The following is a 24,694-nucleotide window of genomic DNA, read 5'->3' as shown; positions in this document are numbered from 1 at the left end:
AGGGCGTCAATTCGTCTCGGCCAGACTGAGGAATGCGACGCCGGCGGCGCTCTCCTTTGCCTTCGTCTTGATGCCTGCGATGGAGGTACTGACGCGGTTGATATTGTCGATCACCAAACCTTCTGGCAGTTGCAGGATGCCGATGGAGCAGCGCATCAGCGGGAACTCGGCCTCGACGCCGCTACGGTCATGACCGCGAATGCGGCCGGCCGCCCGGTCCTCCGCCGAATAGAGATCGAGAACATCAGCATGAAAATCGGCAAGCAGCCGGTCCAGGATTTCGCGAAGCTCCTCCATGCTCCAGCCGGCGACGCCGATGAAGAAATCGTCGCCGCCGACATGGCCGAGGAAATTGCGCTCGGCAAAGAAGTAGCGGCGCATCAGCGCGGCGAACAGCGAGATGGCATGATCGCCCAGATGGAAGCCGTAGGCATCGTTGAACGGCTTGAAATTGTCGAAGTCGCAATAGCAGAAGTGCCTGACCTCATCGCCGTCGCGACCGGCACCCTGCATGAAATCATGGATCGCCCGGTTACCCGGCAGGCCGGTCAGCGGATTCTGATCCTGGGCGATCTTGAGCTGCTTTTCGTTGATGACCTTGATCAGCGACGCGGCCGAAACAATACCGGCATAATGCGTGCCCTCGGTGACGATCAGGCAATCGCTGCTTTCCATATTGGCGAAGATCGCCATCAGCGTATCGGCATCGGAATCGAGGCCGACGATCGGCGCCATCTCGACGAAATGCGAGATCGAGCGCTCGTAGACCTTGTTCTTCAGGAGATCGCGCCCGAAGGGCTGATAGATGTATTCCTTGAGCTGGTATTCATGGATGATGCCCCGCGGCTCGTCATTGGCGTTCACGACCGGGAAATAGGCCCGGCGCGGATTGCGGCGGAAGAGCTCGAAGACGCTGTCCATGCTGTCGCCCTCACGAATGGTCGGCAGCACTTCGATCTGCTTGCGGATGAGAATTTCGTCCAGGGACTGGCTGTTGCGCATCGTTTTGCCAAGGTCCTGCAGATGCGGATAGCTCTGTTTCAGTTCATTGACCAAAACCGTCGGGCGCGCAATGAACCAACCCTGGACGAGATCCACCCCGAATTCGCGGCAGGTCAGGAACTCCGCCTCGGTTTCAATGCCTTCGGCAATGACGCGGGTGCCGAGGACATGGGCGATATTGACGAGGTTTCTGAGAATGTGGCGCTTGCGGGCGCTGCGATCGATATTGACGATGAGATGCCGGTCGATCTTCAGGTAATCGACGGGGTAATCGGACAAAAGCTTCATTTCGCCGTGGCCGACGCCGAAATCGTCGATAGCCAGCTTGAAGCCCGCATTGCGCATCCGTGCAACCAGATCACGGAACTCGGGCACGCTCGTATTGTCGAAGCGCTCGGAAAACTCGAAGCAGACGGAGGAAGGGGCGACACCCGCCTTTCTCATGTGCTGCAGCAAGCCATCGACCAGTGCGACGCCCTGCGGGATCAACCGGACATCGAGATTGAGGAAAAGAGTGGCGGCAACGGCATTGGGCAGGGTGGCGAATTTCGCCAGTGCGCGGCTTGTGACCATCTGCTCCAGCCCGAAAAGCTGGCCGGTGCGCTCGGCTTCGTCGAGTATATCCACCGGGCTGTCGAAACCGATACGCTCCTGTCCGCGCATCAGGGATTCATAGCCGAAAACCGTGCCGGTGCCGGCCTCCACGATCGGCTGGAGCGCATTTTCGATAACGAGTTTGGCGAGAGTGACAATCTGGTCGCTGGCATACCGGCGCAATAGGCCCGGCTCGACTGCGGCAGTCAGGGACATGCCCATCTCCACTTGCGGATTCTTGATCTAATTATTTGAGTAAAACTTTGGATTTACCGCGTTTTCAACCCAAGATGCGCCAGAAGACGTCAACGAAACCTTTCCCCTGTGTGAAAGTTTCGTGAATGGTAAAGGTATATTAACCATCCATTCAGCGGCCACGAGCAAGGGATCCGCGACGATCTTCCGACGTTGCGGGGGCCTTGCGGCTCAGTTGTGCCGGCGTCTCTCCGCCTCGTAGTCGGCGAACATGTCAGCAACGCAACGGCTGCTTTTTACCGCCGTTTCCAGATCTTTGGCTGCTTGGGGCGCATCGCAAATGTCGCCGCGCTTGCGTGCGGCATCCCACATGCGCAGGGCCTCCCGCACGACTTCACTGCTCGAGGCGTAGGTGCCGGTGTCGACTGCGGCACGAATGCCCGCGGCCTGAAGCGGAGAGATGGAAACCGTTACCATCGGCATGATATTCCTCCCTTGACGTTGTTTAAGCGGAATTTTCGCTGGAGACATATTCTGCGGGCTTAAACAGTGCCTGTGAGACATGTCCTTTGGACATGCATGCTCCAGTTGATGGCACCGTCGTTACATTCGTTCGACGCCGTTCCGCCTTACACGGCAACAGGCAAAGAGTAGCGCTGCTCACGCTCCTTGTCAAAAAGTAGTAGTTCGTTACTCCTTAGGAAGCGGTCTACCGCCTGAGGAAGAGGCCGAAGGCCACCTGCGTCCAGCCCTGGAAAATCAGATCAAACGCCAGGAAAAGACCGAGAACCCACAGGCTGTTGACCGGCCAGCCAAGCGCGATGGCGATGCCGGCGATGGCGGTTGCAACGCCGCTGATGACGATCCAGAACCAACCGCTCTCGGGCTTTACCTTGCGGCCGACCCAGACGCGAAATGTGCCGGCGATGAGCAGCGCGATGGCGAGGAACAGGGTCAATGCCTCGGAGGCCAGCAAGGGGTTGGTAAAGGCAAGGACGCCGGCAAGCGTATAGAGCAGGCCGCTGAGCACCCAGAACAGGATATGCTCCCAACCCCGCACCTGAAAGGCATGCGCCAGATGCACGATGCCGCCGATCAGCATCAGCATGCCGACATAGTACACCGAGGCTACGGTGGCGATAAACAGATTGCCGAGAGCTATGCCGCCGCAAATCAGCAGCAAGATGCCGAGGCCAACAAACCAACCCCACTTGTCGCGCATCGCGGATGGGGGAACTTCATTAGGAATATCGACCATGACTGTACCTCCTCCTGTCAGGAAGTATGGCACAGAAATGCAACTCGGAAAGAGGCTGCGGATTTTTTGACGCGGCCCGGTCCGGCACGAGATTTTTTTGTTGATTGATCAGTCAATCAAAAATACACTCGCTGCAAGCCTTCAGGAGTGACGCATGCCGAAAGTCGGAATGGAACCGGTGCGCCGCAAGGCGCTTGTGGATGCGGCGATGCGCGTGATCGGCGATCACGGCTCGCTGACCGTTACCATGTCCGAAATCGCCAAGCAGGCGGGCGTTTCCCCTGCCCTGGCGCATCATTATTTCGGCAGCAAGGAACAGTTGCTGATCGAAACCGTCCGCGCTCATCTACAGCGCCTGCGCGACAGCGTCGTGACGGCGCTCAGGGCCGCGAGAACACCCCGAGAGAAGCTGTCAGCCATCATTCGCGTCAGTTTCCAGGCGGACCAGTTCGCACCGGAAACTATCGCCGCATGGCTCGCCTTCTATGCCGAGGCGCAACGCTCCGAGGAAACGCGCCGCTTTCTCGTTATCTACGCGCGCCGGCTGCATTCGAACCTGGTGGCAAATCTGAAGCCTCTGTGCCTGGCCGAGGACGCGGAGCGTATCGCCGAAGGTGCCGCCGCCATGATCGACGGGCTTTATATCCGTCAGAGCCTGCGATCCGCTCCGATCAGCACCGAGGCGTCGATCGCGCTGACCGAGGATTACCTGACGACCTACCTCAACGCGCTGAAAGGCTGAAGAGCATGCTGACCGTATGGGGCCGTAAATCGTCATCCAACGTACAGGCGCTGATGTGGTGCATCGGCGAGCTCGGCCTTGCCTATGAACGCATCGATGCGGGCTTCAAATATGGCGTCAACGACACCGTTGAATTTCTGGCGATGAATCCGAACGGCACCGTTCCGGTGCTGCGCGAGGATGATGGCGAGCCGCTCTGGGAAACAGGCGCCATCATCCGCTATCTCGCCGCGCAACATGGCGATGAGGCCTTCTGGCCGGATGACGCGCGACGCCGCGCTCAGATCGACAAATGGGCTGAGTGGGCCAAGCTCAACATTACGCTGAACTTCACCGGCCCGGTGTTCTGGCGCGTGGTGCGCACCGCACCGGCTCTGCAAGACCAACAGGCCATTGCGGCGGCGCTGACTGCGCTCGGCGCGAAACTCGACATCGCCGAGAGGCAGCTCGAGCGGCATCGCTTCCTTGCAGGAGATGACCTGACGCTGGCCGATATACAATTCGGCCATGTGCTCTATCGCTATTTCGACATCGATATCCCGCGCCCCTCCCTTCCGCGGCTGGAGCGCTATTACGAAAACCTGACCGAACGACCTGCCTTCCGGGAGCATGTCATGGTGTCTTACGAAGAACTGAGGGTTCTATGATGCGCGCACAACCGAAAGCCTCGCATTTCATCGACGGCGAGTATGTCGAGGATACCGACGGAACCGTCATCGAAAGCATCTACCCCGCGACCGGCGAGGTGATTGCACGGCTGCACGCGGCAACACCTGATATCGTCGAGAGGGCCATTGCCAGCGCCAAGCGGGCGCAGCCGGAATGGGCTGCGATGAGCCCGACGGCGCGCGGCCGCATCCTGAAGCGTGCCGCCGACATCATGCGCGAGCGCAACCGCGAGCTTTCCGAGCTCGAGACACTGGATACGGGCAAGCCGATCCAGGAAACCATCGTCGCCGACCCCACTTCCGGCGCCGACAGTTTCGAATTCTTCGGCGGCGTCGCGGCAGCCGGCCTCAACGGCTCCTACATCCCGCTCGGCGGCGATTTCGCCTATACCAAGCGCGTGCCGCTCGGCGTCTGCGTCGGGATTGGCGCCTGGAACTATCCGCAGCAGATCGCCTGCTGGAAGGGCGCGCCTGCACTTGTGGCAGGCAACGCCATGGTGTTCAAGCCTTCGGAGAACACGCCGCTCGGCGCGTTGAAGATCGCCGAGATTCTCATCGAGGCCGGTCTTCCCAAGGGGCTTTATAACGTCATCCAGGGCGACCGCGAAACGGGGCCGCTGCTCATCAACCATCCCGACGTCGCCAAGGTTTCGCTGACCGGCTCGGTGCCCACTGGCCGTAAGGTCGCCGCCGCGGCCGCGGGCAACCTCAAGCATGTCACCATGGAGCTCGGCGGCAAGTCGCCGCTGATCGTCTTCGAGGATGCCGACATCGACAGCGCCATCGGCGGCGCAATGCTCGGCAATTTCTATTCGACCGGCCAGGTCTGCTCGAATGGCACCCGCGTTTTCGTCAACAGGAAGATCAAGTCCGAATTCCTGAAGCGGCTGAAGGCTCGCACCGAAGCGATGCTGATCGGCGACCCGATGGACGAGGCGACCCAGATCGGCCCAATGGTCTCCTGGGCGCAGCGCGAGAAGGTGCTGTCCTATATCGAAAAGGGCAAGGCGGAAGGCGCGACACTGGTGGCCGGCGGCGGCATTCCGAACAATGTCTCCGGCGAAGGCTACTATATTCAGCCGACCGTCTTCGCCGACGTGACCGACGACATGACCATCGCCCGCGAGGAGATCTTTGGGCCGGTCATGTGCGTTCTCGATTTCGATGACGAGGCTGAAGTCATCGTCCGCGCCAATGCCACCGAATTCGGCCTCTCCGGCGGCGTCTTCACCGCCGATCTCACCCGCGCCCACCGCGTCGTCGACCAGCTCGAGGCCGGTACGCTGTGGATCAATGCCTACAATCTCGCACCGGTGGAAATTCCCTTCGGCGGCTCCAAGCAATCCGGCTTCGGCCGCGAGAATTCGCTCGCAGCACTAGAGCATTATTCGGAATTGAAGACCGTTTACGTCGGCATGGGGCCGGTGCAGGCGCCTTATTGATCTACCTCCCCTTGAGGGGGAGGTCGCCGCATAGTGGCGGGTGGGGGTGACCAGCCGCTATGCGCATACCAACGATCACCCCTCCCCGGCCTTCGGCCGACCCTCCCCTCAAGGGGAGGGTATAGAACCGCCTCGACTTTCGCCGCTATCCACCTGGAGCACATGGTCATGCAAGCAGATTTCGTCATCGTCGGCTCGGGCTCGGCCGGCTCCGCCATGGCCTACCGCCTGTCGGAGGATGGCAAGCATTCGGTCATCGTCCTTGAATTCGGCGGCAGCGACTTCGGCCCCTTCATCCAGATGCCGGCGGCCCTTGCCTGGCCGATGAGCATGGACCGCTACAATTGGGGCTATCTTTCCGAGCCGGAGCCGCAACTTAACAACCGGCGCATCACCGCGCCGCGCGGCAAGGTGATCGGCGGCTCCTCCTCGATCAACGGTATGGTCTATGTGCGAGGCCATGCGGAAGATTTCAATCGCTGGGAAGAACTCGGCGCCCAAGGCTGGGCCTATGCCGACGTGCTGCCCTATTTCAAGCGGATGGAACACTCGCACGGCGGCGAGGAAGGCTGGCGTGGCACCGATGGGCCGCTGCATGTGCGCCGCGGGGACGCCCGCAATCCGCTGTTCCATGCCTTCATCGAGGCGGGCAAGCAGGCAGGCTTCGAGGCGACCGAAGACTATAATGGCAGCAAGCAGGAAGGCTTCGGCCTGATGGAGCAGACGACCTGGATGGGCAGGCGCTGGTCTGCGGCGACAGCCTATCTCAAGCCCGCCCTCAAGCGGCCGAATGTCGAGCTCATCCGCTGCTTCGCCCGCAAAATCGTCATCGAAAATGGTCGCGCCACCGGCGTCGAAGTGGAACGCGGCGGCAAGATCGAAGTCATCAAGGCGAACCGCGAGGTGATCATTTCAGCCTCTTCGTTCAATTCGCCGAAGCTGCTGATGCTCTCGGGCATCGGACCGGCGCAGCATCTGCGCGATATGGGCATAGAGGTGAAGATCGACCGCCCCGGCGTCGGCGCCAACCTGCAGGACCACATGGAATTCTATTTCCAGCAGACCAGCCTGAAGCCGGTTTCGCTCTATTCCTGGCTGCCCTGGTACATGCAGGCGATTGTCGGTGCTCAATGGATGTTCTTCAAATCGGGCCTCGGCACCTCGAACCAGTTCGAAGCCTGCGCCTTCCTGCGCTCGGCACCCGGCGTCAAGCAGCCCGACATCCAGTATCACTTCCTGCCGGTCGCCATCAGCTACGACGGCAAGGCGGCGGCCAAGAGCCATGGTTTCCAGGCGCATGTCGGCTACAATTTGTCCAAGTCGCGCGGCGCAGTCACCTTACGCTCGTCCGATCCGAAGGCCGATCCCGTGATCCGCTTCAACTACATGAGCCATCCGGAGGACTGGGAAAAATTCCGGCATTGCGTGCGCCTTACCCGCGAAATCTTCGGGCAGAAAGCCTTCGACGACTATCGCGGGCCGGAAATCCAGCCAGGCCCGGGCGTCCAGACGGACGAACAGATCGACGCCTTCCTGCGTGAGCATCTGGAAAGCGCCTATCACCCCTGCGGCACCTGCAGGATGGGCTCGAAAGACGATCCGATGGCAGTGGTCGATCCGGACACCCGCGTTATCGGCGTCGACGGGCTGCGTGTCGCCGACAGCTCGATCTTCCCGCACGTCACCTACGGCAATCTGAACGGCCCCTCGATCATGACCGGCGAAAAGGCCGCCGACCATATCCTCGGCAAGCAGAGGCTGGCGCGCTCGAATCAGGAACCGTGGGTCAATCCGCGCTGGGAGACGAGCGACCGGTAAGATCGACAGGAATCAGTGATAGTCTTCCTCGCGCTGAGGCCTGATCGCCAATATCGTCACCGTCTCGCTATCCTCGATTTCAAACAGCGCGACGTAACCGGCAGACCCAAACGGAATGACGAGCTCGCGGAGAAATGGATTATCCACCGATGCCTTGCGGCAGCTGAACGGAAAGTCCGCTAACATCTTCATCGCACTTTCAATGACCGAAATGGCACGTTTGGCGGTGTTCTCATCGCGGTCGAGCAGACAGGCATAAAGCCGCTTGATATCGTCACGAGCCGAGCTGGCATAGCGAACTGCATATTTCAATTTGGCTTGCGCGCTATCTTTGCTGCAAGCATCTCCTTCAATTCGCCAACCACCTCATCGGCGCTATAATAGATCCCTGTACGCTTGGCTTGCTCTCGCGCAGCCAAGCCGCGCGCGATGAATTCCGCGTGTACCCGTCTGTGATCGATTTGAGCCCTTAGCGAATTCTCCACAAAAGCCGAGAGCGTTTCCCCCTCTTTCAGCACACTCTCAGCGGCGGCGCGCAGTTCCGGGTCGACTCTTAACGAAGGAATGGAAGCGGATTTCATGACCCACCTTTGTGCGTTGCAATTGCGATGCAATTGGAACATGTCAACACTCATGCAAACGTCCGCGGTAAATTGAAGTCTTGTAAGACAGTGTGAGTATCCTCATCCGCCATTTTTAAGCAGACTGTTCAGACTTGAGTCCTAAATGGACACATCGCTCGATCCACCGGTTAAAAAGCCTCATGCCCCCCATCTATCGTAAGTCTAAGCTGCTCCGCCGTTCCCGCGTCTTCTGGGGTTCATTTCAGCTCTGGCGGCCGCGATTGGTCTTCTGGACGGGGGCTCTGGCGATCGGCGTAATCAGCGTCGGCTTTGCGAAGCTTGCCGATCTGGCGCAGCGCGCCTTTGCGGGTGTTACCCATTCCGGAGAATGGACTTGGCTGCTGCCGCTCGTGCTGACGCCGCTTGGCTTCGTGCTGTCAGCCTATCTGGCCACGACCTTGTTTCCCAACGCGCAAGGGAGCGGTATTCCGCAGGCAATTGCCGCGCGGCATCTGCATCACCCCGAGGACCGTACGAAACTGCTGTCGCTACGGCTTGCCTTCGGCAAGATCGTGCTGACCGTTCTCGGGCTCCTCAGCGGCGCCTCGATCGGCCGCGAAGGACCTACGGTGCAGGTCGGCGCGTCCTTCATGCTGGCCGTTGCCCGGTTCGGCGGTATGGCGCAGGCGAAGGGGTTGATCCTTGCCGGCTCGGCGGCGGGCATCGCGGCAGCCTTCAACACGCCGCTTGCCGGGATCGTCTTTGCCATCGAGGAGATGAGCCGCACCTATGAATCGCGTGCCAACGGCCTGGTATTGACGGCCGTCATCCTTTCCGGCCTTGCAGCCCTCGGCCTTTCCGGCAGCTATAATTATTTCGGCACCGCCGATGCCGCGCCGACGATGCTCAGGGATTGGATCGTCATGCTGATCTGCGGCGTCGGTGGCGGCGCTCTCGGCGCCACCTTCAGCGGATTTGCGCTCTATGCCGGCATCCGCATCCGCCGCTGGGCACAGCCGCAGCCGCTCCAGCGCATGCTGATCCTTGCCGGCCTGTGCGGCCTCGTCGTGGCCGCCATCGGCGTCTTCTCGGGCGGCCAGACCTTCGGCACCGGCTACGACCAGGCCCGCGGCGCTGTGGAGGGACATGCCCTGCCCGCGCTCTTCTTCGTCGAAAAGCTGCTTGCGAGCTTCCTGTCGATGATCTCAGGCATTCCCGGCGGCATCTTCGCGCCTTCGCTTGCCGTCGGCGCCGGCTTTGGCAGCACGGTCGGCCAGTTCGTCGGTGGCGGTGTCGCACTTGCGGCAATTCTCGGCATGGCCGGCTATTTCGCCGGCGTCGTCCAGGCACCGATGACGGCCTTCGTCATCATCCTGGAAATGACAGGCGACCATCAGGCAGTGATTCCAATCATGGCGGTCTCGATGATCGGTTATGTGACGTCGCGGCTGCTATCGCGCGAGCCGCTTTATCACGGCCTGTCGCGCGTCTTCATCGCGGCGGCCATCCGCGCGCGGCGTGCCATGGAGAAGGAAGCGGGCGAGGAAACCGCCGCTCACTAGAGGTCAGGCCATCAGCCTCGTGACCGCGGCACCGTCAGGCTGCGCCACCGCATCGGCGATGGTCGTCGAGAAAAGAACCTTGCGGGTTGCATCGGCGACCCTGGCGAAGACATGCCGGATTTCGCAGGTCTGCTCACCGTCACAATCGTCACAACGACGATAGGCGGTGAGCGACAGACAGGGCAGCGGCGCCAGCGGCCCGTCGATGACGCGCAAGATCTCGCCGAAGGTGATTTCGTCGGCCGGCTTGCGGAGGAGATAACCTCCCTGCTTGCCGCGCCGGCTGATCACGATGCCCTGATGCTTCAGGTCGAGAAGGATCTGCTCCAGAAACTTTTTCGGGATCCTTTGCTGCGCCGCGATATCGGAAATCATCATCGGCGCGCCTGCCTCGGACTGGGCAAGGGCCGATAGCGCACGCAGCGCATATTTTGCTTTCTGAGTAATCATTTCGAACCGCTTACACACACATGCGATACGTTCGGCCGATCGGTTCAGCCGGATCGTTTGAGAACTCTGCAGACTTCGTCCACGGCTAATTCCGGAGCGAAGACACCAATGGGGCAACGTCGGGAAAACGCTGGCAACCCAGCCTTGTTTTCATTCTTTTGTCTCTATGCTCATAGTTTAGCTCAAAATCCGCCAATACGCATCATTTTGGCCATCACTTCCGATTTCCGTTTGACAAGCTATGTGTAACTCTACTATTTCTATAGACATTAAAGCAAGCACTTAAAGATGGCTAGCCATTTCAGGTGCTTCCGAGCAGCCGCTTCAGGTGGCAAAACGCCTTGGTTAACAGCCGAGGCGGTCGCTTTTCCTTATCGGCGCAGCTTCATGGAGATATTTACTCTCCAGCCGCTTGCTTTCGAAATCTATTTTTCTGTCCGCTGCCCCTGCGAGCTGCGATACTCCTGAGAATATCAGGACAGGATCCCCCATGACTGCCATTACACTTATTGAAGACGCCGCGACGCTGAACAGCCGCTTGGCATCGCTCGATCTTGCAGGCCGTCTGTCCCTGGTCGCCAGCCTTGGCGGCCGCGCCGTGTTCACGACCTCGCTCGGGATAGAGGACCAGGTCATCACGGCGGAGATCGGCAACCATCGCCTGCCGATCGAAGTCGCGACGCTGCAGACCGGCCGTCTCTTTCCCGAAACGCTCGCCTTGATCGACGAGACGGAAAGCCAGTACGACATCCATATCGTCCGTTACGAACCGGAAAAGGCTGATATTGACGCCTATGCCGAAAAGTACGGTCTCAACGGCTTCTACGAGAGCGTCGAAGCCAGGCATGCCTGTTGTGGCGTGCGCAAGCTGAAGCCGCTTGCGCGTGCACTGTCCGGCGCCACGATCTGGATCACCGGCCTGCGCCGCGGCCAATCCACCAACCGCGCCGATACGCCGTTTGCCGAATTCGACTCGGAGCGCAACCTGATCAAGATCAATCCGTTGGCCGATTGGGATATCGATGCTATCCGCGCATACGTCGCGGATAACAGCGTCCCGGTAAACCCGCTGCATGCCCGCGGCTATCCGTCGATCGGCTGCGAACCCTGCACCCGTGCCATCAAGCCAGGCGAGCCCGAGCGCGCCGGCCGCTGGTGGTGGGAGAACGACGAAAAGCGTGAATGCGGCCTGCATGTTCACGAAGAGGCCACGGTCGCCGCTCAATAGCATACCTCGCCGGTTCCCGGCTCCGATCTGAAGCGCGTTTCATCGCCGCCGATCTACCGGGAACCAACGCAGCCATTCTTTCCGGCCAAATTTCAGGTCGGGACAATTGAAGTTCTGGAGTCATACATGCCCGATAGCCGTCCGGATACGGAACTTTCCAATCCGCAAAGCGTCAAGCCGCCGCTCGATCCGCACCTGAAGGCGCTGGAAAACGAAGCCATCCATATCTTTCGCGAAGTTGCGGCCGAATTCGAGCGTCCCGTGATGCTCTATTCGGTCGGCAAGGATTCCTCGGTGCTGCTGCATCTGGCGCGCAAGGCCTTCTATCCCGGCCGCATCCCCTTCCCGCTGCTGCACGTGAACACCGGCTGGAAATTTGCCGAGATGATCACCTTCCGCGACGAGATCGTGAAGAAGTACGATCTCGACCTGATCGAGCATATCAACCCGCGCGGCAAGGCGGAGAACATCACGCCCTTCACCCATGGTTCGGCTGGCTACACCGACATCATGAAGACGGAGGCCTTGCGGCAGGCGCTGGATGCCGGCCAGTTCGATGCCGCCTTCGGTGGCGCCCGCCGCGACGAGGAGGCTTCGCGCGCCAAGGAACGCATCTACTCCTTCCGCACGCCCGATCATCGCTGGGATCCGCGCAATCAGCGCCCGGAGCTCTGGAACATTTATAACGGCCAGATCCGCAAGGGCGAGAGCGTGCGCGTCTTCCCGCTCTCCAACTGGACCGAGGTCGACATCTGGCGCTACATCCAGGCCGAGGACATTCCGATCGTGCCGCTCTATTTCGCCGCGAAGCGCCCGATCGTCGAGCGCGACGGCATGATGATCATGGCGGCCGATCCGCGGCTCGAATTGCTGCCGGACGAAGTCAAGCGCGAGGAACTCATCCGCTTCCGTACGCTCGGCTGCTTCCCGCTGACCGGTGCGATCCGCTCCACCGCCACGTCCCTTGAAGAAATCATTGCAGAGCTGGAAATCGCCACGGTTTCCGAACGTCAGGGCCGCGCCATCGACCGCGACCAGTCCGGCTCCATGGAAAAGAAGAAGCGTGAAGGATATTTCTGAGATGACCGCAAACGCCAACGCCGCCGTCACCCTGCCCGCTGTCGGGGCCGCCGCCGAACCGGCCAAGGCCGTCCGCGACTCGCGCCCGCTTCGCTTGCTCACCTGCGGCAGCGTCGACGACGGCAAGTCGACGCTGATCGGCCGCCTGCTCTGGGATACCAAGGCGGTCAAGGAAGACCAGGCCGCCACGCTGCAGCGCGATTCCACCGGCAAGCAGAACGATCTCGGCTTGCCAGACTTCGCACTCCTGCTCGACGGCCTGCAGGCCGAGCGCGAACAGGGCATCACCATCGATGTCGCCTATCGTTATTTCTCCACCGACAAGCGCTCCTTCATCGTTGCCGACACGCCCGGCCATGAGCAATATACCCGCAACATGGCGACGGGCGCTTCCACCGCCGATCTGGCGGTGCTGCTCGTCGATGCGCGCATGGGCATCCTGGAGCAGACGCGCCGCCACGCGACGATCGCTTCGCTGCTCGGCATCAAGCAGTTCGTCCTGGCCGTCAACAAGATCGACCTGACGAACTACGACCGCGCCGGCTTCGAGAAGATCTCGCACGATTTCCGCGAATTCGCCCTTTCGCTCGGCGTCAAGCAGATCACGGCCATTCCAATGTCGGCGCTGAAGGGCGAAAATGTCGTCTATTCCGGCCAGGCCGCCATGCCCTGGTACAATGGCCCGACGCTGGTCGAGGCGCTGGAATCGGCAACCGTTCGCTCGGCGCAGACGGTCGGGTTCCGTCTCTCCGTGCAGCGCGTCTCGCGCCCCGGCGAAAGCTTCCGCGGCTATCAGGGCACGGTTGCCGGCGGCTCGGTGAAGCCGGGCGACAGCGTCATGATCCTGCCTTCGGGCATGGTCGCCAACGTCTCGAAGATCGTCACCTTCGATCTGGTGCGCAACGCCGCCGTTGCCGGCGATGCGATCACGCTCGTCCTCGACCGCCAGGTTGACGTCTCGCGCGGCGACATGATTGTCGCGATCGACAGCCAGCCGCAATCCGGCCTCTCCTTCGATGCGCAGATCGTCGCGCTGCAGCCTGAGGGCATCGAGCCGGGCAAGCGCTACTGGCTGAAGAGCGGCAGCCGCCGCCAGCGTGTGCAGGTGCAGCCGATCGCTCAGCTCGAACTGAAGACCGGCGCCTGGGCACCGGCGCAATCGCTGTGGATGAACGCCATCGGCAAGGTTCGCCTTTCCTTCGACGAAGCCGCCGTCTTCGACCCATACGACCAGAACCGTTCGACCGGCTCCTTCATCCTGATCGATCCCGAGAGCAACAACACGGTCGCCGGCGGCATGATCACCGGCAAGCGCACCGATGTCGGCGGCATCCACAAGGAGGGCCAGCGCGTTCTCCTGTCTCTGCCGGCCGATCTCGCCGAGCAGATCATGGCGAGCGAACTCTTCGCCAGCCGCCGCGACGAGACGGAAGTCCGCCGCGTCACCTCGGCGCAGGCCGCGGAAATCTGGTCGAACGCTGCCAGCGATATCTAATCACGGCTGGGCATTCAGCAGCAGAGAGGCCGACCTCGGTCGGCCTCTCGCCAATTCCGGCCCCCTACACTTGGGATCAGCGCAATATTTCGCCTGGAGCCGCCAGAAGCCGATCGCATTCGGCGTCCGTTCCAATGGTGATGCGCAGGTAGTCGCCAATGCGCCCCCGGGAAAAACGCCTTATCAGAATTCCCCGGCTCCTGAGTTGTGCCGCCAACTCCGCGCCCGATTGATCCGGGTGCCGCGCGAACAGAAAATTGGCAGAGGACGGCAGCACGTCGAAGCCGAGTTCTTTCAGCGCCATGGACAGGCGTTCCCGGCTGGCAATGATCAAATCGCGATGTCTCTCGAACCAGTCCCGATGAAAGGTGCTGTAGGGGGTTTCGTTGGTATTCAACTTGATCACATCGCCCATGGCCGGCTGCTCCCCTGCGACATAGGGGGTCAGGGAATGGACAATGGGACTCCAGAAACAGTCATCGTGATTTCCAAATTTTGGCGGTTGCGGGCTGGTTTGGCGTCGCGTGGTTCAATTTTACTGTCTAATGGAGCAAATGCCACCATCGAACGGCATCTTTCGGCAGCCAAACTCCAAGAGCTTTGGTCCTTTGCCTTGTCCCACATTTTCCAAGCCATCTATGCGGGACCGGATTAATCGCAAGACCCGCTCTCAGAGTTGACCCGACACCATCTGCATGAGGAGCGTGATACGGTGAGACCGGAAAGCGGGCCTTATCCTGCCGTGGCGCTCAAGCTCCGCCAATCCGTGGAGTGCCGCCCAGAAAGTTTCAGTAGCGGTATCCACATCCTGGGAGAACGGCGCGATCACGGTCGCCATGGCTCCGAAACCCGCACGGAGCGGTGCCGGCGTGTCGGACCTGGCGAAGCGAAGGCCGGTTGGAAGGATAAACATCGCCTCGTACATCGCAGGCCGGGCGAAAGCGAAATCGAGATAGGCGGTCGCGACGCCTTCCACTGATTCCTTTGGCGTGGAGGATGGCCGGATCGCGGCACGGAGTATCGTGGCCAATTCGCTGAAGCCCTCAAGAGCGACCGCTCCGACGATCTCATCGCGATTTCCGAAATGCGAATAGAGAACGGGCTGGCTGTATTCTATCTCGTCGGCGAGACGCCGGATCGTGACGGCAGGCCAGCCATCACGTTCCGCGATCGTCCTCGCAGCGACGACTATCCGGCGTTCGCGCTCCTCACGTTCCCTGATCTTGCGTTCGCTGCTGCCCACCTCATGCCCTCATCTTCATGCGCGCGAATTTTGTAAGGCCAAGGCTATCAAAAAGAGCAGCGATTGACAAACTAGCTATGCTAGAATATATTCTATTGCTAGAATATCTAGAGCGGCATGATTCATCATCGAAGAGAAAATCAATGAATCTTCCAATTCAAACTTTCACGGGCGCAACGGTCCTCGAAAACGTCCTCGTCTGGCTGGCCGCCGCGGCGTTCCTCGTTGGCGCTATCGTCAACGCGAGCGGTCACCCGAAAATCCGCGCGGGTTTCGTGCAACTTGGATTCCCATTCTGGTGGTGTTGGGTAACGTCCGCTCTCGAGCTTGTAGCCGCGTTGTTGTTGATCACAGCCGGCACCCGCTACATCGGGGTCGGATTGGGTGCCTGCATCATGCTCGCCGCAATCGCGTCCGTTGTCCGTATCCGGAACTATCGGGAACTCCCGCCGCCAATGCTGTTCCTACTACTGCTGATACTGGCCGGTCTCAGCGGCCTCGCCTGAGCATCTTGCGGCAAGCAGAGGCGGTACCATGAGAACCAGCGCGTAACCGGCTGGATAACGGTCTCCATCGCCGCGGCATCGGGTGTCGTCCGAACTCCCGTCATCAATCCATCTCGAAGAAGACGCCAGACGGAGCGAACTCGCTTCCGGACAGCGCAAAGCAACGGCCCGAAGGAGGCCAAAACCAGCATGTCAAATCGTACAGCAAGCACAGTCGTCGTCTATCATTCCGGCTACGGCCACACCCAGCGGATGGCGGAAGCCGTCGCGGAAGGTGCGGGCGGAGTGCTTTACGCCATCGATGCAGACGGCAACCTCTCCGATGACGGATGGGCCGCGTTGGATGCCGCCGATGCCATCATCTTCGGATCGCCAACCTACATGGGTGGCCCGAGCTGGCAGTTTAAGAAGTTCGCGGACACTTCCTCGAAGGCCTGGTTCACCAATAAATGGCAGGACAAGGTTTTCGGGGGCTTCACCAACAGCGCCAGCCTGAACGGCGACAAACTCAACACGCTTGAATACTTCGTTCTTCTGGCAGGACAGCATGGGGGACTGTGGGTCAGCCTGGGGATAAAGCCAGCGAACGTGAAGGCGTCGACGCGAGACGATGCAAACAGGATGGGATCGTATATCGCGCCCATGGCGCAGTCCGATGCCGACGCAGCCCCGAACGAAATGTCGGTCGGCGATCTGGAGACTGCCCGCACTTACGGCGAGCGCGTGGCACGAGTCGCACGGCGGTTCGCGTTGGCTCAGGACGCCTGAGGCCGTGTCCTAACTCCCGGCATATGAAAGGCAGATGAATCTGGCGAGCAGAGCAGTCGTTTTCAGCATCACCGACCGACCCGCGACGCAGCGGTGCAATCGCGTCAACAAACACGACATAAACGGAAGTCACTCGCTCTGCTCGCCCGGCTACGCCGCCATATTGAGCTCTGCCTAATCGCCAAGCATGCCGCGTGCATCAGCACCTTTGCAAAATCCGCTGTTGGCGCGAAGTTGCCGCCAGACACAGTTGCTATCTCATTCCGCAATTTTGCATTGCCGTTGAAGATTGGCCCGGATAGGCCTTGATTCATGCTTTGAGAGCAGCGGGCAAGACTTCGCAGCTCTTTGCAAAGAGCCGCTCGCCGACAAAATCGACGAAGACGCGGACCTTGGGCGACAAATGACGGCTCGAGGGCCAGAGCACATGGAAATGGCCGGGCTCATTGATGAAATCATCGAGAACAGTTCGCAACTTTCCTTCCGCAAGCGGACTGCGCGCGAGGAAATCCGGCATGCATCCGATGCCAAGGCCGGCGACGGTGGCACCGCGCACGGCTTCCATATTATTGCAGGAAAAAGCCGTTCGCATGCGCAGTTCTGGCTCGCCCTCCGGCAAGGTCAGGGGCCAATCCTGCAGCTTGCCGCTGTTCGGAAAGCGAAACCGCACCGCCACATGCTCATTGAGCGCGCGCGGGCAATCGGGAACGCCGTGGCGCTCCAGATAGCTGGGGGCCGCGCAAAGCAGCATCTGAAACGGCCGCAAGGTGCGTGACATCAGACGCGAATCCGGCAGATCGCCACTGCGGATCGCCACATCGACCCCCTCCTCGATCATATCGACGATCCGGTCGTTGAAATCGATGTCGAGTTCGACATCGGGATAGCGGGCCACGAATTCCGGCACGACCGGCAGCAGGAAATGGTAGCTGACGATGGGAACGCTGACACGCAGCCGCCCACGCGGCACCGCCACCGCCTGCGCGAGCGAGGCCTGCGCGTCGTCGAGATCGTCGAGCACGCGTCGGCAGCGCTCATGAAAGAGGCGCCCCTCCTCGGTCAAGCGGATGCTGCGAGTGGAGCGCTGCAGCAGCCGAACGCCAAGCTGCCGCTCCAGATTGCTGACCGCCTTGCCGACCGCTGAGGCCGAAAGGCCAAGCACGCGACCGGCAGCGGCAAAGCTGCCGAGATCCGCCGTCCGGACGAAAGCATTCAAACCGCTCAAGCGATCCATGCGCACCTCATTCAAGCGTTTTTTTCCGGTATATATGGAGTTATAGCCTTATTATCATCCGATTACAGCAAAACTATCTTCATCCGGTCATTTGAAGCCCATGGGCGAAGGCGTTCAAGCCTTCATCGTTCCCAAGCCGCCCGTGGGCTCGCCCTTGCTCAAACCCAACGGAAATCCCGATGACCCTCAGCAAGACAAAGGTCGCAACTGCGACCGAAAAACTCTTCGTCCTCGTCGCAGTCTGCTGCGCCGCAGCGGCGATGCCCCTGACCTTCACCGGCCCGGCCGTTGCCTTGCCGGCCATCGGCCGCACGCTCGGCGGCAGCCCGATCGCCCTCAACTGGGTGACCAATGCCTTCATGCTGACCTTCGGCAGTTGCCTGATGGCGGCCGGCGCACTTGCCGACAGTTTTGGCCGCCGGCGCATCTTCCTGACTGGAGTGGGATGTTTCGCGCTGTTTTCGGCCGGACTGGCCTTTGCCGGCAACATCGTCTGGTTCGACATATTGAGAGCCCTGCAGGGCCTCGGCGCCGCCGCCGCTTTTTCGGGCGGCATGGCATCCCTTGCCCAGGAATTCGATGGCACGGCACGCATGCGGGCCTTCAGCATCGTCGGCTCAAGCTTCGGCGTCGGTCTGGCTTTCGGGCCGATTGCCTCCGGCCTGATGATCGATGCGTTCGGCTGGCCCTCTATCTTCCTCCTCGTCGTTATACTGGCTCTATTCGCGCTCGGCCTCGGTGCGCGCTTTCTGCGCGAATCCCGCGATCCGGATGCGGCCGGGCTCGACTGGCCGGGAGCGCTGAGCTTCACGCTTGCCCTCACGCTCTTCACCTATGGCGTGCTGCGCGCGCCGGAAACCGGCTGGAGCGACCCGATTGTCATTATCTTGCTAGCCGGCGCCGCATTGCTCCTCCTGGCCTTCGGTATTATCGAACGTAGCGTGAAGCGGCCGATGCTGGATCTCAGCTTGTTTCGCTATCTGCGTTTCGTCGGCGTGCAATTGCTGGCGGCAGCGCCGGCCTATGCCTTCGTCGTGCTGCTGATCCTGCTGCCGGTGCGCTTCGTCGGCATCGAAGGCATGAGCGAGATTGCCGCCGGCCGAATGATGATCGCCCTTTCGGCGCCGCTTCTCATCCTACCGATCGCCGCCGGCCTTTTGACGCGCTGGTTCAGTGCCGCCGCGATCTGCGGTGCCGGCCTTGTCATTTCGGCTGTGGGTCTCTTCTGGCTCAGCCATTTCGCTGCCGGTTCGGCGTCGTCGGCGCTGATCGGCCCGCTGCTGACGATCGGCGCCGGCATCAGCCTGCCCTGGGGCCTGATGGACGGGCTGGCCGTCAGCGTCGTTCCGAAGGAACGCGCCGGCATGGCGACCGGTATCTTCAGCACCACCCGCGTCGCCGGCGAAGGTGTCGCCCTTGCCGTCGTCAGCGCTGTTTTGAGCGCCTTCATACAGTCCAATCTCGGCACATCGGCGGGCGAGCACGCGGCCACCACGGCGCAACGGCTCGTCACCGGCGATCTTTCCGCCGCGGCAGCGAACGCACCTGCGATCGGACAAGCCGCACTGATCCACGGTTATAGTGATGCCTTCAGCGCACTGCTTTGGCTCCTGACCGCGATCACCGCCATCACCGCGATCGTCGTCTTCTCTTCCCTCGGACGAGGATCGTCGAGCGACACCAGCGAAGCCGCGAACCAGGTGCCCGACGACGACGAGGCTCTGACGGCGTCGGAGGCATAAGCCGGCGAGAGGCATGCCAGCAAGGCAAATCGAAGGCCAAAGAACGCAGAAATCTTTGCCACAACGCAACGGAATGTTTCGCCGCCACATAAATTGTGCGCGCCGCATCGCATCGATCGCAGCCTTTGGAATGGCAGAAGACTGGAGTTTAAATGTGCCGCTGCTATATCATATCCCAATGATATCAGACCGGTTTTTTAAGATTATCGCATGGACCTATATCGCGGCGCTCATCGCTGTGACCTTTGCGCATCTCAATTGGCAAGCCGCGTTTGGCAATCCCTTCGACCTATTTCGTGCCGGCGCGCTTTGCGTGGCCGGCATGCTTGCGCGACTGGCCTACCCGCAGTCGCCATCCTTCACCTGCCTCTTGATGATCGGCAGCGTGTTGGCACTTTGGCTTTCGCATTTCCTGGCGAGCGGGGACTCCGGTTCATCCCTTGATATCATCATCGGCATGATCAGCGGTCTTTGGGGCATCATGATCGGCGCGGCGCTCAGCAAGCTGATATCTCCGGCTTCGAAACGAACCGTGTCGTACTGAGCAAACCGGCGCCTGCCTCCTCACGCCAGCTTGACAGCGGCGCAGGCATGCTTGGCTTTTGCCCTCGCCTGAGCGCATGTCGGCTCGGCCTCTCCAGCCGCCTCTGCCACTCCGCTGAGCCATTCGAACGACAGCCGAGGCCGTCCTTTTCAGCGATCTATTCTTAAGAATGACTATTGCGTAGCCAATATTATGGCGCACTTACTATTTGTATTTGCAGATGTTGCTTTCCTGCAACTGGAATTTAAAATTCACGAAAAAGTCATTCCGAGAAAAATATATCATATAACTTTACAGGAATTCGTCTTTAATAGCGAACAGAAGCGGGTGGGGCCCGTTTCTCCCGAGTCGGGGTTTTTAAACAGGGATAGGGTCAAGGCACGTCGATTTTTCGACGCGACAGCCTGTGCCCAATCTATATTGGATTGGAGTTTTTATGAACATCAAGAGCCTTCTTCTCGGCTCCGCTGCTGCTCTGGCAGTAGTTTCTGGCGCTCAGGCAGCCGACGCTGTCGTCGCCGCTGAGCCGGAACCGCTCGAATACGTCCGCATCTGCGACGCGTACGGCGCTGGTTATTTCTTCATCCCGGGCACGGAAACCTGCCTGAAGGTCGGCGGTATGGTTCGTACCGAAGGCAAGTGGTACAACGCTTACAACCCGGCTGACCGTTACGGCACGCTGTGGCACACCCGCGCTCAGCTGAGCGTCGATACCGCATCGGACACCGAATACGGTCCGCTGAAGACCAACACCGTCTATCGTTTCGACTGGCAGGATGGCGGTTCGACAACCACCAAGCTGCTGTTCGCCAATATCAGCCTCGGTGGCTTCACCATTGGTAAGGCCGACTCGCAGTACAACTCCTACATCGGTTACGCCGGCAACGTCATCAACGACGACGTTGTTTATGACGGTCCGTACGAACTGAACCAGTTGACCTACAACTACGACGCAGGCAACGGCTTCACGGCTGTGATCTCGGTCGAAGACAGCAACTCCGGTTCGGGCGCCAAGGGCGTCAACGGCGAAGACAGCTCCGACCACTACGCTCCCGACGTTGTTGCCGGTGCCGGCTACAAGGTTGGCAACTTTGGCTTCAAGGTTGTTGGCGGCTACGACTCGATCGTCGAAGAAGGTGCCATCAAGGCCCGCGCCGATGCCGACTTCGGCGTCTTCAAGGCCTTCGTCATGGGCGGCTGGAACACCGACGGCGACAAGCTGAACAAGTACGCAAGCTCGAACGGCGCTGGCCCGGCCAAGACCATCGGCTGGGGTGACTGGGCTGTTTGGGGCGGCGTCACCGTTCCGATCGACGCCAAGCTTCAGGCCAACGCTCAGGTTGCCTACACCGACTCGAAGATCTTCGCTGCGACCGCCAACCTTCGTTGGAACCCGGTCAAGAACCTCCTGGTTCAGCCGGAAGTTTCCTACACCAATTGGGACTCCATCAATCAGGACCAGTGGGCTGGCGTTCTGCGCTTCCAGCGTAGCTTCTAAGACCTCGTTTTCGAGATCTGATCTGACTTGACCCCTGATCGGATGGGGACTGGTCCGACTTCCAGCGAAGTCGGGCCGGTCCTTCCGAGGCAGGGGTTAAATTTTGGGGTCCGTGCCTCTCAAACGAACAACAGCGGCATCCGTAGAGAATTGTAGAATATCTCACCCAGACAGACGATCCGCAAATAGGCGCTGAAGACCGGATCTGTCAGTAAGATGGAATGGCGGCGCCGCAGCCAATCTCCTTCATTTTGCCCGCATCAACATCATCGACATCAAGCATTTTTTGTCGTAGAGACAACTCATGTCGATCATCTGCGTATACGCCTCGCGATTTTATTCGTACCGCTGCTTTCAGCGGAGGCGGGCCTGTGCGTAGTTAACACTGACGCGACACCAAAGACCCGAACAGCCGCTAGTCTACCTGGCGGCTTTTTTTTTGTCGCCGCGGTATGATCTTACAAGGAACCGATACCGTGCTGAATTCCACTGATGATTTGCGCATTGTCGAGATCACGGCGCTCACGCCGCCCTCTCGCATCATAGATGAGATCCCCCGCGACGAAGCGGTGACGACAACCGTCACCGAGGCGCGCAACGCTGTCCATAACATCCTGCGCGATGAGGTCGACCGGCTGATCGTGGTCATTGGCCCCTGCTCCATCCACGATCCGGATGCCGCGCGTGAATATGCGGCATGGCTGAAGGAACAGCGCGACCGTTTCGTCGACGATCTCGAGATCATCATGCGGGTCTATTTCGAGAAGCCTCGGACCACCGTCGGATGGAAGGGTTTGATCAACGACCCGCATCTTGACGGCAGCTACCGCATCGAGGAAGGCCTGCGCATCGCGCGGAAACTTCTGGTCGATGTCAACGAAATCGGTCTGCCGGCCGGTTGCGAATATCTCGATACGATTACGCCGCAATATATCTCCGATCTCGTAAGCTGGGGCGCGATCGGTGCGAGGACGACCGAGAGCCAGGTGCATCGGCAATTGGCGTCCGGTCTCTCCTGCCCTGTCGGTTTCAAGAACGGGACGAATGGCGATGTGCGGATCGCGCTCGACGCCATCGTAGCGGCTTCGCAGCCGCATCATTTCCCGGCCGTGACCAAGGAAGGTCTGGCGGCGATCGCCTCGACACGCGGCAACGAGGATTGCCACCTCATCCTGCGCGGCGGCAAAGAGCCGAATTACGATGCGACCAACGTGCAGGCCGTATCGGAACTGGCATTGAAAGCCGGGCTCGAGCCGCGGATCATCATCGATGCCAGCCATGCCAACAGCAGCAAGAACCCGGAAAACCAGCCGGTGGTGGTCAGCGCCGTGGCGGAGCAGATATCGGCCGGCGACCGGCGCATCAAGGGCATGATGATGGAGAGCAACCTCATCGCCGGCCGCCAGGATCTCGTTCCCGGCAAGCCGCTGGTCTATGGCCAGAGCATCACCGACGGCTGCATTGACTGGCAGACCTCCATCCGCACATTGGAGGATCTGGCGCAAGCGGCGCAGGCAAGGCGGCGGCTTGCCCGATAAGGCAAGCCCAACCAGAACAGGCGGCTTTGATTAAGCGCGTCGATAGTGCGCGAGGCTGAGATAATGCTTCCGAGGCCCGCGCACGTGCCACATCTCGGCCCAGGCGTCCGGCCCTCGAAAGAAAAAACGGCCCCGGTAAAGATCGGGGCCGCAATGATGAACGACATGCTGTGACGCGCCGTCACCGATACGGATGAATTCGGCAAGATCGGGAAAGCGGACGACGAGATCTTCAACCGCATCGTCAAGCCGATACGCGCGGCTGCTTCTGAGCGTCGCGTGATCGCTGTGCGTGTCGCCATGTTCTTCGAACTGGACAGGCGTCACAAAAGCCTGCCCTTCGAATGTTACCAGCGAACGATTGAGGCGGTCGATGATCCGGCGCCTCACATCCCATGTGCCGAGATAGGGTTTCAGCCGTCCGATTGAGCTGTTCCCCGCGTCAGGACGCCGCGCGCTGCGCTGCGTCGGCATGCCGGACCGGAAGCTTCCAGCCGGGCCTGACGAAGTGGCAGGTATAGCCGTTCGGATAGCGCTCCAGATAATCCTGGTGTTCCGGTTCCGCTTCCCAGAAATCGCTGACCGGCGCTACCTCGGTGACGACTTTGCCCGGCCACAGGCCGGAGGCGCCGACATCAGCGATCGTGTCCAGAGCGACCCGCTTCTGCTCCTCGCTCGTGTAGAAAATCGCCGAGCGGTAGCTCATGCCGACATCATTGCCCTGGCGATTACGGGTGCTCGGATCGTGGATCTGGAAGAAGAATTCCAGAAGGTCACGGTAGCTGATCTTCTGCGGATCGAAAACGATCTCGATCGCTTCGGCATGCGAACCATGGTTGCGATAGGTGGCATTGCGGACATCGCCGCCGCTGTAGCCAACGCGCGTCGAGATGACGCCGTTGTAACGACGGATGAGATCCTGCATGCCCCAGAAACAACCGCCGGCGAGAACTGCACGCTCCGTAGTCATCTTACATCCTCCACTTGATCGATATAGGCACCATACCCCTCGGCTTCCATGCGGTCACGCGGCACGAAGCGGAGGGAGGCGGAATTGATGCAATAGCGCAGGCCGCCACGGTCCTGCGGCCCGTCCGGGAAAACATGGCCCAGGTGGCTGTCGCCGTGCGCCGAGCGCACTTCGGTGCGCACCATGCCGTGCGAGATATCGGTCAGCTCGCTGACATTGGCTGGTTCGATCGGCTTGGTGAAGCTCGGCCAGCCGCAGCCAGAATCGAATTTGTCGGAAGAGGCAAACAGTGGCTCCCCCGATACGATGTCGACATAGATGCCCGACTGCTTGTTGTAGAGAAGTTCGCCCGTACCGGGGCGCTCCGTGCCGCCTTGCTGCGTCACGCGATATTGCTCAGGGGTAAGCTTGGCTATCGATTCTGCTGTCTTGCTATAATTGCCCATGTTGTTCTCCTTGCCCTTGGCACGCATTTCAAACTTGACCGGGACCAGCGAAAGGAAGCGGGTTGGCGGATATCAAGCTCGATCAGCGTTATGGGAGTGGTTGCGAGG

Annotated in this window: 25 protein-coding genes and 1 pseudogene; 14 read left to right on the top strand and 12 right to left on the bottom strand. The window is 60.3% G+C overall.

All coding sequences use genetic code 11. From position 1 onward, the window contains the following. Window positions 1–6: 6 nt before the first annotated feature. From FHT29_RS19510 to FHT29_RS19500, 3 genes are all read right to left on the bottom strand, one after another. The gene (locus FHT29_RS19510; RefSeq protein WP_047559776.1) at window positions 7–1,812 is read right to left on the bottom strand and encodes an EAL domain-containing protein; all 1,806 of its coding nucleotides are present in this window, start codon (window positions 1,810–1,812) and stop codon (window positions 7–9) included. 210 nt (window positions 1,813–2,022) lie between these two features. Further along, entirely contained in the window at window positions 2,023–2,274 is a 252-nt protein-coding gene (locus FHT29_RS19505) for an amino acid ABC transporter (protein ID WP_047559563.1), read from the bottom strand. Between the two features lie 226 nt (window positions 2,275–2,500). Beyond that, window positions 2,501–3,049 (bottom strand): HdeD family acid-resistance protein, encoded by a 549-nt coding sequence (locus FHT29_RS19500; protein ID WP_047559559.1) that lies wholly within the window; start codon window positions 3,047–3,049, stop codon window positions 2,501–2,503. 154 nt (window positions 3,050–3,203) lie between these two features. Between FHT29_RS19500 and betI the strand changes: the two genes are divergently transcribed. The 4 genes from betI to betA all read left to right on the top strand — a co-directional run bounded on the left by betI (window position 3,204) and on the right by betA (window position 7,719). Next, on the top strand, window positions 3,204–3,791 hold the full coding sequence (gene betI, locus FHT29_RS19495) for a transcriptional regulator BetI (RefSeq protein WP_047559556.1): 588 nt from the start codon (window positions 3,204–3,206) through the stop codon (window positions 3,789–3,791). 5 nt (window positions 3,792–3,796) lie between these two features. Beyond that, entirely contained in the window at window positions 3,797–4,438 is a 642-nt protein-coding gene (locus FHT29_RS19490) for a glutathione S-transferase family protein (RefSeq protein ID WP_037193565.1), read from the top strand. Further along, entirely contained in the window at window positions 4,438–5,901 is a 1,464-nt protein-coding gene (betB, locus tag FHT29_RS19485) for a betaine-aldehyde dehydrogenase (RefSeq protein ID WP_047559773.1), read from the top strand. The genes FHT29_RS19490 and betB overlap by 1 nt, the downstream gene beginning before the upstream one ends. Window positions 5,902–6,069: 168 nt before the next feature. Beyond that, on the top strand, window positions 6,070–7,719 hold the full coding sequence (betA, locus tag FHT29_RS19480) for a choline dehydrogenase (RefSeq protein ID WP_092573017.1): 1,650 nt from the start codon (window positions 6,070–6,072) through the stop codon (window positions 7,717–7,719). Window positions 7,720–7,731: 12 nt separating this feature from the next. On the opposite strand, the gene FHT29_RS19475 is transcribed toward betA, so the two are convergent. Next, window positions 7,732–8,031: a type II toxin-antitoxin system RelE/ParE family toxin gene (locus FHT29_RS19475; RefSeq protein ID WP_168600047.1), complete on the bottom strand. Its 300-nt coding sequence runs from the start codon at window positions 8,029–8,031 to the stop codon at window positions 7,732–7,734. After that, complete coding sequence (locus FHT29_RS19470) at window positions 8,028–8,300, bottom strand: YlcI/YnfO family protein (protein ID WP_168600076.1); 273 nt, start codon at window positions 8,298–8,300, stop codon at window positions 8,028–8,030. Before FHT29_RS19470 ends, FHT29_RS19475 begins: the two co-directional genes overlap by 4 nt. Before the next feature lie 182 nt (window positions 8,301–8,482). Here FHT29_RS19470 and FHT29_RS19465 point away from each other — a divergent pair, with 182 nt between their 5' ends. Then, on the top strand, window positions 8,483–9,844 hold the full coding sequence (locus FHT29_RS19465; protein ID WP_168600046.1) for a chloride channel protein: 1,362 nt from the start codon (window positions 8,483–8,485) through the stop codon (window positions 9,842–9,844). Window positions 9,845–9,847: 3 nt separating this feature from the next. On the opposite strand, the gene FHT29_RS19460 is transcribed toward FHT29_RS19465, so the two are convergent. Next, entirely contained in the window at window positions 9,848–10,294 is a 447-nt protein-coding gene (locus tag FHT29_RS19460) for an Rrf2 family transcriptional regulator (RefSeq protein WP_037193559.1), read from the bottom strand. Window positions 10,295–10,784: 490 nt separating this feature from the next. On the opposite strand from FHT29_RS19460, the gene FHT29_RS19455 reads away from it, so the two are divergent. From FHT29_RS19455 to cysN, 3 genes are all read left to right on the top strand, one after another. Beyond that, the gene (locus FHT29_RS19455; protein ID WP_168600045.1) at window positions 10,785–11,522 is read left to right on the top strand and encodes a phosphoadenylyl-sulfate reductase; all 738 of its coding nucleotides are present in this window, start codon (window positions 10,785–10,787) and stop codon (window positions 11,520–11,522) included. A gap of 126 nt (window positions 11,523–11,648) precedes the next feature. Then, complete coding sequence (cysD, locus tag FHT29_RS19450; RefSeq protein WP_047638858.1) at window positions 11,649–12,602, top strand: sulfate adenylyltransferase subunit CysD; 954 nt, start codon at window positions 11,649–11,651, stop codon at window positions 12,600–12,602. A gap of 1 nt (window position 12,603) precedes the next feature. Then, window positions 12,604–14,097, top strand: coding sequence for a sulfate adenylyltransferase subunit CysN (cysN, locus tag FHT29_RS19445; protein ID WP_047560559.1), 1,494 nt, complete (start codon window positions 12,604–12,606; stop codon window positions 14,095–14,097). A gap of 76 nt (window positions 14,098–14,173) precedes the next feature. On the opposite strand, the pseudogene FHT29_RS19440 reads toward cysN, so the two are convergent. Both FHT29_RS19440 and FHT29_RS19435 read right to left on the bottom strand, forming a co-directional pair. Then, window positions 14,174–14,452 (bottom strand): annotated as a pseudogene (locus tag FHT29_RS19440) (aminotransferase class I/II-fold pyridoxal phosphate-dependent enzyme); the annotation flags it as partial. A gap of 315 nt (window positions 14,453–14,767) precedes the next feature. After that, a complete protein-coding gene (locus FHT29_RS19435) occupies window positions 14,768–15,340 on the bottom strand; it encodes a TetR/AcrR family transcriptional regulator (protein ID WP_168600043.1) in 573 nt (190 codons plus the stop codon). A gap of 143 nt (window positions 15,341–15,483) precedes the next feature. Between FHT29_RS19435 and FHT29_RS19430 the strand changes: the two genes are divergently transcribed. Then, window positions 15,484–15,846: a DoxX family protein gene (locus FHT29_RS19430; RefSeq protein WP_168600042.1), complete on the top strand. Its 363-nt coding sequence runs from the start codon at window positions 15,484–15,486 to the stop codon at window positions 15,844–15,846. A 189-nt stretch (window positions 15,847–16,035) separates the two neighbouring features. Beyond that, entirely contained in the window at window positions 16,036–16,614 is a 579-nt protein-coding gene (locus tag FHT29_RS19425) for a flavodoxin family protein (protein ID WP_168600041.1), read from the top strand. 310 nt (window positions 16,615–16,924) lie between these two features. Here the strand turns inward: FHT29_RS19425 and FHT29_RS19420 are convergent, their stop codons facing one another. Next, the gene (locus FHT29_RS19420; protein WP_047560571.1) at window positions 16,925–17,848 is read right to left on the bottom strand and encodes a LysR family transcriptional regulator; all 924 of its coding nucleotides are present in this window, start codon (window positions 17,846–17,848) and stop codon (window positions 16,925–16,927) included. Between the two features lie 179 nt (window positions 17,849–18,027). Here FHT29_RS19420 and FHT29_RS19415 point away from each other — a divergent pair, with 179 nt between their 5' ends. From FHT29_RS19415 to FHT29_RS19400, 4 genes are all read left to right on the top strand, one after another. Beyond that, a complete protein-coding gene (locus FHT29_RS19415; RefSeq protein WP_047560575.1) occupies window positions 18,028–19,590 on the top strand; it encodes an MFS transporter in 1,563 nt (520 codons plus the stop codon). A 13-nt stretch (window positions 19,591–19,603) separates the two neighbouring features. After that, entirely contained in the window at window positions 19,604–20,134 is a 531-nt protein-coding gene (locus tag FHT29_RS19410) for a hypothetical protein (RefSeq protein WP_246703056.1), read from the top strand. Window positions 20,135–20,570: 436 nt separating this feature from the next. Continuing rightward, window positions 20,571–21,632 carry a porin gene (locus FHT29_RS19405; RefSeq protein WP_037193535.1) on the top strand — a complete coding sequence of 354 codons (1,062 nt, stop codon included), beginning with the start codon at window positions 20,571–20,573 and terminating at the stop codon, window positions 21,630–21,632. Window positions 21,633–22,108: 476 nt separating this feature from the next. Continuing rightward, window positions 22,109–23,170 (top strand): 3-deoxy-7-phosphoheptulonate synthase, encoded by a 1,062-nt coding sequence (locus FHT29_RS19400; protein ID WP_047560735.1) that lies wholly within the window; start codon window positions 22,109–22,111, stop codon window positions 23,168–23,170. A 30-nt stretch (window positions 23,171–23,200) separates the two neighbouring features. Here FHT29_RS19400 and FHT29_RS19395 read toward each other — a convergent pair whose 3' ends face one another. The 3 genes from FHT29_RS19395 to msrB are packed head-to-tail and all read right to left on the bottom strand — an operon-like array spanning window position 23,201 to window position 24,586. Continuing rightward, on the bottom strand, window positions 23,201–23,644 hold the full coding sequence (locus FHT29_RS19395; protein ID WP_047560578.1) for a DUF6314 family protein: 444 nt from the start codon (window positions 23,642–23,644) through the stop codon (window positions 23,201–23,203). Next, window positions 23,613–24,140, bottom strand: a complete 528-nt coding sequence (msrA, locus tag FHT29_RS19390; RefSeq protein WP_047560581.1) for a peptide-methionine (S)-S-oxide reductase MsrA — start codon at window positions 24,138–24,140, stop codon at window positions 23,613–23,615. Before msrA ends, FHT29_RS19395 begins: the two co-directional genes overlap by 32 nt. Further along, window positions 24,137–24,586: a peptide-methionine (R)-S-oxide reductase MsrB gene (msrB, locus tag FHT29_RS19385; RefSeq protein WP_047560738.1), complete on the bottom strand. Its 450-nt coding sequence runs from the start codon at window positions 24,584–24,586 to the stop codon at window positions 24,137–24,139. The genes msrA and msrB overlap by 4 nt, the downstream gene beginning before the upstream one ends. Window positions 24,587–24,694: the final 108 nt, after the last annotated feature.

The sequence above is a fragment of the Rhizobium sp. SG741 genome (genome assembly GCF_012275435.1).
GTDB lineage: Bacteria > Pseudomonadota > Alphaproteobacteria > Rhizobiales > Rhizobiaceae > Rhizobium > Rhizobium lusitanum.
The sequence above is the reverse complement of the archived record's forward strand: the minus strand, read 5'-3'. Positions and strand labels throughout refer to the sequence as shown.

What these genes read in the sequence shown, in the direction of transcription:
- FHT29_RS19510 (WP_047559776.1), bottom strand. Translation starts at nt 1,812, where the DNA reads ATGTCCCTGACTGCCGCAGTCGAGCCGGGCCTATTGCGCCGGTATGCC.
- FHT29_RS19505 (WP_047559563.1), bottom strand. Translation starts at nt 2,274, where the DNA reads ATGCCGATGGTAACGGTTTCCATCTCTCCGCTTCAGGCCGCGGGCATT.
- FHT29_RS19500 (WP_047559559.1), bottom strand. Translation starts at nt 3,049, where the DNA reads ATGGTCGATATTCCTAATGAAGTTCCCCCATCCGCGATGCGCGACAAG.
- betI (WP_047559556.1), top strand. Translation starts at nt 3,204, where the DNA reads ATGCCGAAAGTCGGAATGGAACCGGTGCGCCGCAAGGCGCTTGTGGAT.
- FHT29_RS19490 (WP_037193565.1), top strand. Translation starts at nt 3,797, where the DNA reads ATGCTGACCGTATGGGGCCGTAAATCGTCATCCAACGTACAGGCGCTG.
- betB (WP_047559773.1), top strand. Translation starts at nt 4,438, where the DNA reads ATGCGCGCACAACCGAAAGCCTCGCATTTCATCGACGGCGAGTATGTC.
- betA (WP_092573017.1), top strand. Translation starts at nt 6,070, where the DNA reads ATGCAAGCAGATTTCGTCATCGTCGGCTCGGGCTCGGCCGGCTCCGCC.
- FHT29_RS19470 (WP_168600076.1), bottom strand. Translation starts at nt 8,300, where the DNA reads ATGAAATCCGCTTCCATTCCTTCGTTAAGAGTCGACCCGGAACTGCGC.
- FHT29_RS19465 (WP_168600046.1), top strand. Translation starts at nt 8,483, where the DNA reads ATGCCCCCCATCTATCGTAAGTCTAAGCTGCTCCGCCGTTCCCGCGTC.
- FHT29_RS19460 (WP_037193559.1), bottom strand. Translation starts at nt 10,294, where the DNA reads ATGATTACTCAGAAAGCAAAATATGCGCTGCGTGCGCTATCGGCCCTT.
- FHT29_RS19455 (WP_168600045.1), top strand. Translation starts at nt 10,785, where the DNA reads ATGACTGCCATTACACTTATTGAAGACGCCGCGACGCTGAACAGCCGC.
- cysD (WP_047638858.1), top strand. Translation starts at nt 11,649, where the DNA reads ATGCCCGATAGCCGTCCGGATACGGAACTTTCCAATCCGCAAAGCGTC.
- cysN (WP_047560559.1), top strand. Translation starts at nt 12,604, where the DNA reads ATGACCGCAAACGCCAACGCCGCCGTCACCCTGCCCGCTGTCGGGGCC.
- FHT29_RS19430 (WP_168600042.1), top strand. Translation starts at nt 15,484, where the DNA reads ATGAATCTTCCAATTCAAACTTTCACGGGCGCAACGGTCCTCGAAAAC.
- FHT29_RS19425 (WP_168600041.1), top strand. Translation starts at nt 16,036, where the DNA reads ATGTCAAATCGTACAGCAAGCACAGTCGTCGTCTATCATTCCGGCTAC.
- FHT29_RS19420 (WP_047560571.1), bottom strand. Translation starts at nt 17,848, where the DNA reads ATGGATCGCTTGAGCGGTTTGAATGCTTTCGTCCGGACGGCGGATCTC.
- FHT29_RS19415 (WP_047560575.1), top strand. Translation starts at nt 18,028, where the DNA reads ATGACCCTCAGCAAGACAAAGGTCGCAACTGCGACCGAAAAACTCTTC.
- FHT29_RS19410 (WP_246703056.1), top strand. Translation starts at nt 19,604, where the DNA reads ATGCCAGCAAGGCAAATCGAAGGCCAAAGAACGCAGAAATCTTTGCCA.
- FHT29_RS19405 (WP_037193535.1), top strand. Translation starts at nt 20,571, where the DNA reads ATGAACATCAAGAGCCTTCTTCTCGGCTCCGCTGCTGCTCTGGCAGTA.
- FHT29_RS19395 (WP_047560578.1), bottom strand. Translation starts at nt 23,644, where the DNA reads ATGCCGACGCAGCGCAGCGCGCGGCGTCCTGACGCGGGGAACAGCTCA.
- msrA (WP_047560581.1), bottom strand. Translation starts at nt 24,140, where the DNA reads ATGACTACGGAGCGTGCAGTTCTCGCCGGCGGTTGTTTCTGGGGCATG.
- msrB (WP_047560738.1), bottom strand. Translation starts at nt 24,586, where the DNA reads ATGGGCAATTATAGCAAGACAGCAGAATCGATAGCCAAGCTTACCCCT.